A 5282-nucleotide genomic window follows, 5' to 3' on the forward strand; every position below is an offset into this window, starting at 1 on the left:
GGCCGACGCCTCATGGGGATCGATGTGGTACTTCTGGGGCCAGAACTACCATTCTTCGAGCTTGACGACCCGCAACGCGACATCCTCCACGGAGGAGTCCTACGTGACGTCGGAACTGCAGAAGATGAGCTCCCAGTTCACCAGCAAGGGGATCCCTGTGCTCCTGGGTGAATTCGGCGCCATTCGCCGCACCGGCACAGCGGGCCTGACGGGCGCCAACCTCAATTTACATCTCGCGTCGCGGACGTATTTCGACAAGTATATCGTCGGGCAGGCCAACGGTCTCGGCATCCGTCCGGTGTACTGGGATGATGCCGATAACGGCACAGGCAACAATGCCTTCGGAATCTTCAATCGGTCCACTGGCGTACTGACGCGTACCGATGACGCCCGTGCGTTGACGGGTGGTGCGGCGCTTCCACCGCCAGGCGGCTAGTGTCTGGATGGAGGTAACTAAAGGCTGCGCGACCAAACGACGATCAAGAGCATTGTCTTGAATCGCCGCAGAAGATTATTGAGCTATCCGCATCATCGTCACGTGGCCTTAAAACGACCTATCGTATAAGCCTTTCCCGCGGGTGAGGGTCACGCCAGCCACTCTTGAGAGATAGTCCGCCAAGCGGAGCGAATCACCCCCAGAAGGCAATCCCAGCTCGAATCAAGACTTCCATTCCTCAGTGTAGGCAAAACGCGTGGGCCGCAACGACATGTATTGCACGACGCGCGGCCGTTGCGCGCGGTTCGGACTACTGCCATGTGGCAGCAGGTGATGCCATATGATCATGTCGCCGCGCTTTGCGGCGATCGGCGTCATCGTCAAGGTGCGCGCCGCATGCGCATGCACCGTCACGCCTTCGGGAACACTTTTTAGCCACTGCTTGAGCGTGCGGTGGAAGCCTGGCACGCAGCTGAATGCCCCTTGGTCTTCAGCTACGTCGGCGAGGTACAGGATGCCCTGCAATTCAAAGCAGTGCGGCTCAGCGAGCGTCGCGTCCCAGTGCAAATGCGGCCCAGGAAATCGCCAGTTGTCGCGCTCCGGCGGATTGAAACCGACCTGGTCGACGGTTACCCAGAGATCTTCACGCCCCCACAGTTGCGCATGGGCCTTATGAATTCGCGGCGCGCGACGATTGGCTACCAGCGTCGGATGTCGCAGTAGCGGCACCCAGATGGAATGGCCCAGCGATTGGCGGTACCACGATTCCGGATCGTCGCGGTCCATTCCCAGAAAGTCGTAAATGGCCGTCTCCGTGCTTTCCGCAGCTTCGGGGCTGATCGCGTTGCGCAGGATGACGTAGCCATGCTCGTCCCAGTGCGCAAGGTCGTCCGCACTCAGGCCTTCGACACGGTCGAGATCGCCGACTTCGGCGCCGACGGCTTCGCCTGCAAGTGCCCGCCGCAGGCGGTTCAGCGCGGCTTCCTTCAGTTCGCCGCCATGTCGTTCCCATACCCACGCCTCGAATTGCGCATAACTCGGCCGTTGATGATGCAAATAGCGCAGGGTTTCAAGCACATTGAGTTGTAAGCCAGCCAGCAATGTCTTCACGACATCCTGCGGGAGCGGAGCAGCAGATCCTGGCTCGCATTGGCAAGCCCAGTACGTATGCAACTGCTCGATTCCAAGACTTGTCTCCATCTCGACCATCCGTGCTTCTCGCTGCAGGAAGATAACCGTCCCGTCCGCCTTGAGGTCGGAAGCGAATCCATTATCTCGTTATTGCCCTTACTGACGATCAGGCGCATCTGAAAACAAGCCCCGCTTGCAGCCGGGCTTGAAAAAGCATTTTCAACGCGCTCTATGGGGCGCACCAAGGCGACAAGGCTCATTTCCGCCCATCACACAGGATACGCAGCCAAAAGGCTCTGGATTAACGTGGCCTTCTTGGGTATCGAGCTGGACGTCTTGGCGGTTATCGGATTGCGATGCAGCAGAAAATTGTCGGTCTCGCTCTCGCCCTGGCCATCCACAAGCGCCTCCAATTTTCCCTTGAGTCCCACCGGGTTACGCACGGCGTCATACCAGGTGATGATGTTCTTGAATACTTTTTCCCTCTCATCGGTAACGTCTTTGGCGCCGGTTCCGAACAGGCCGGTACCTTTGAGATTGATCGTCTGGACGATCTGGTCGACGCTGTAATCGGCCCACATGGTCCTGCGCCCGTCCAGGGTCGAGGCCTCGATATAGGTATCGTCGCGATCGTAGGTCGCGATGCGCATCACCTTTGCGTCCCCCTCGAACGTGAAGAGAACCTTGGTATAAGGCACCTTGGGCAGGAAGAACTTCGGTAGCCTGCCATAGACGGGCTCGTACACCCGATGGCTGAGCTGAGAGCTTGTCATACGGCCGTCCGGGGAACCGACAATCGACTCGGTGCGCGCCACAAGATCGACAAATACATCCCAGTCCGTCAGCCCATCGTGCAGCCTGGCCGCCGGTGACGAGTTGGCGCGGCCATCCGGCGTACGGCCGAACAAGCAGGAAATCATGTTGACCTGGCACATGCGGCTCGTCGCCTTGCTGGTCGCGCGTCCATGCAGACCGTCGGAGACAAGGTCGATCAGATCGTCGACGGTCTTTTTCACCGTCTGCGTGTCGTCCGTGATGTAGTGGACGCCGACGTTGCCGTGCCCGGAGATAAATATCTTTATTCGATCCTCGGCAGGAATGCCGCCGACCCAATGCTGAAGGTCCTGGGTAGCCGATCCATCGAAGTAAATCCGGTGAAAGTTGCCACCATACTTGGTTTGAGCTCGACTGATGAAACCCGGCAACACCTTGGGCTCCATGTTTCTCCAGGTAATCAGGACGGCGTGGGTAGGCATGAGTGGTACTCCAAGTCAGCAAGCGATTGGAAGCAGCAACACAGCACGTAGGGTGGTCAGTCTACAACTTGGATTGGATCTTCCTCATTGTATGCATAACGAGGAGACTCAACCGGCATAGCAAGTGCCTTGAGGATTTCGGCACCCATTTGTCGAAGAGGCTTTCCGTGGCACTCGATCGCAAGACGATGTGGATCGTGCGCCAAGAGAGGGGATTCATCAAGACGCAAGTAAATCAGCGCGCAGGACGAGATGCCATCCCAGCTTTTCCATAGGGAGCGACAGCACGTAGGCTGGGATGCCAATCCCAGCATTATCGCTGCGGGCAAAAACGGTTCCAATTCTGTGCACCCATTCGCGCTTCTGTCCGTATGGCGCCTGATAAGGCAGATCTTGCGCGATCTGCGGATAGTCGTAGGCCACCCATGCCGATACCTGGGGGTCATTAGGGATCAGATTCGCCACGTCGAGCAGCGCCATGTAGCTGGATGTGCTCGTTATCACGCGCCAATCTGGCGGGTTGATCTTCGTGCAAGCCTTCTGGATGACCGGTACGCTCGCCCTGAGGGAAGCAACGGCCGCTGCGGATAGATCGGATGGCGGGTGATAGGTATTTGCCGGATCGATCGACATGGCAGGCAACGGATATGCCCGCTTGCCGCTTTGCGCCGTGAAGAGCAGTTTTCCCCTGTTGTCGCCGCAATCGATGGAGACAGCCGCCAGGCTATGGGCGCCCTGTCGGACGAACAAGTTCAGGTTGTTTCCGGTACGCAGCAACAAGCCATGCTGCACCTGAGAGGTATAAGGGTCGCTTGGCACGGCTTGCGCCTGGGCCAGCGACGGCACACTCATCCATATCCATGGCAAGACCATGCAGCACGCCGTTATGGCTGCTTTTAGGGATTTGCCGACGATTTTCAGCCCATCGGACATGAAGCTTCCTTGTGCATGTTGAGTTTTCCCCGTGGACGCCTCTGTCATGCCTCGAACGAAGGGAGGGAAGCGTCGCGCTACTGGCAAACGTTAATCTTCGCTATTCATTTTGGCAGGCCGATGTCACCCAGGAACTGCTTGGTGCAGCACGCACCGACGTCTCCCGCGGTTTTCTTTACTTGCACATACACAACCAGAATCGCATCCGCCCCAATAAAAGCGCCGTTCATTGGCCCCTGGAAGAATGCGCCATGCGCACACTGGCATGTCACTAAGGATCGCTACAAACTTTTGATTGTGCGGCAAAAAACGTCGGGAAACCCCAGGTTCCAGTTCACTTTTCATGCGCTGGCATGGTGTATCCAGGCACCCCACCCGCAAGCAAACTGCACGCTACCGCAAAGCAGCCCGGAGACTGGTCGCCACCTCGACGCGTTCCTCGGTAGTGTAGAGCACTTTCTGTCCCGCATGCAGTCCATCGTTTGAGTAGCGAGGAAATACATGAAGATGAAAGTGCCACACATCTTGATCGCCGGCTGGCCCGTTGTGTTGGCGAGTGGAGATTCCCTCACACTGGAAAGCACTCCGCATAGCGTTAGCCAGGCGACGCGTGGCACGAAAGAAGTCACTGCCAAGGTTGTCCGGTATGTCCAACACGTTCTCATAGTGGCGCCGAGGCACCACCAAGCAGTTGCCTTTTATTCCAGCGTAATGGTGAAGCGGAACGAAAGCGAATACGTTGGCATCCACCAGGACAACGGCTGATTCTGGAGCAGGCGATGGAAGCGCCTCAGCAATACCGCAGAATGGACATTCGTATCCGAGTGGAGCATTTTTCATAGGAGCTAACGCCTGAGTTAAGCGATGCTGGAGACGTTCGCTTTGAACGAAGCAGCCCTGGCACGCGGCCCGCTTGAATGAAGTGCTATGCGCAAAGGATATCAAGCATGCCGCGCTCTAATCGAGAGCATGAAAGCAACAGCAAACGAAGCAAAACCAGCAGCGGCGATGCCGTAGGCAATGGGGACAACAATGTTGCCTGACCCGAGTGATGCAAATGCGCGCCACGAGAAAGCAGCGGCGCCAGCGGCGTGCATGCCTGAAAGCGCGAGGTAGCGATGAAGCTTTGGAGTTTTGTTACGTTTGATTCGCATGCTTTGAGCCCCGGCTTGATACGCATAATACCTGTGTCAAGCGGCGCGCGAATAGCACGTCCGCTTGTATTCGTTAGGCAGTCTGGGCTCGCTCATTGCCTAGAATTGTCGTCGCTCTCGCCCAACACCCATTTACGCCAACTGCGAGGCAATGCTGCAAGTTGGCCGCGAGCTGGACTTGCTGGCTCGGTGCGATGCTTCCATGAACGCCATAGAATCGAGACCGATCCAACTACGCAGAAGCCCAGCCAAGTTAAAGCAAACGCCAAGTCCAAGGCTCGCCAGCGGGCTGCCGCAGCCACCCCGATGATCGTGATGCAGGTGACCAGCACTATAAAGTCGCGAGGGCGTCCCCAGGAAGTGCGCCTTTGC

The 5282-nt window shown here is 57.4% G+C and carries 6 protein-coding genes; 1 reads left to right on the forward strand and 5 read right to left on the reverse strand.

Annotated elements, in window-relative coordinates:
• On the forward strand, positions 1-436 hold a 436-nt coding region (locus VMA74_RS15190), incomplete at its 5' end, for a cellulase family glycosylhydrolase (protein WP_325368425.1).
• A gap of 222 nt (positions 437-658) precedes the next feature.
• Here the strand turns inward: VMA74_RS15190 and VMA74_RS15195 are convergent.
• The 5 genes from VMA74_RS15195 to VMA74_RS15215 all read right to left on the reverse strand — a co-directional run bounded on the left by VMA74_RS15195 (position 659) and on the right by VMA74_RS15215 (position 4910).
• Positions 659-1645 carry a phytanoyl-CoA dioxygenase family protein gene (locus tag VMA74_RS15195; protein WP_325368427.1) on the reverse strand — a complete coding sequence of 329 codons (987 nt, stop codon included), beginning with the start codon at positions 1643-1645 and terminating at the stop codon, positions 659-661.
• Positions 1646-1836: 191 nt separating this feature from the next.
• On the reverse strand, positions 1837-2823 hold the full coding sequence (locus VMA74_RS15200) for a hypothetical protein (RefSeq protein WP_325368429.1): 987 nt from the start codon (positions 2821-2823) through the stop codon (positions 1837-1839).
• A gap of 219 nt (positions 2824-3042) precedes the next feature.
• Entirely contained in the window at positions 3043-3756 is a 714-nt protein-coding gene (locus VMA74_RS15205; protein ID WP_325368431.1) for a hypothetical protein, read from the reverse strand.
• Between the two features lie 393 nt (positions 3757-4149).
• A complete protein-coding gene (locus VMA74_RS15210; protein WP_325368433.1) occupies positions 4150-4596 on the reverse strand; it encodes an HIT family protein in 447 nt (148 codons plus the stop codon).
• Positions 4597-4697: 101 nt separating this feature from the next.
• Positions 4698-4910 (reverse strand): hypothetical protein, encoded by a 213-nt coding sequence (locus tag VMA74_RS15215; RefSeq protein ID WP_325368435.1) that lies wholly within the window; start codon positions 4908-4910, stop codon positions 4698-4700.
• Between the last annotated feature and the right edge of the window lie 372 nt (positions 4911-5282).

It is taken from the genome of Dyella sp. (assembly GCF_035508675.1).
Taxonomy (GTDB): Bacteria; Pseudomonadota; Gammaproteobacteria; order Xanthomonadales; family Rhodanobacteraceae; genus Dyella_B.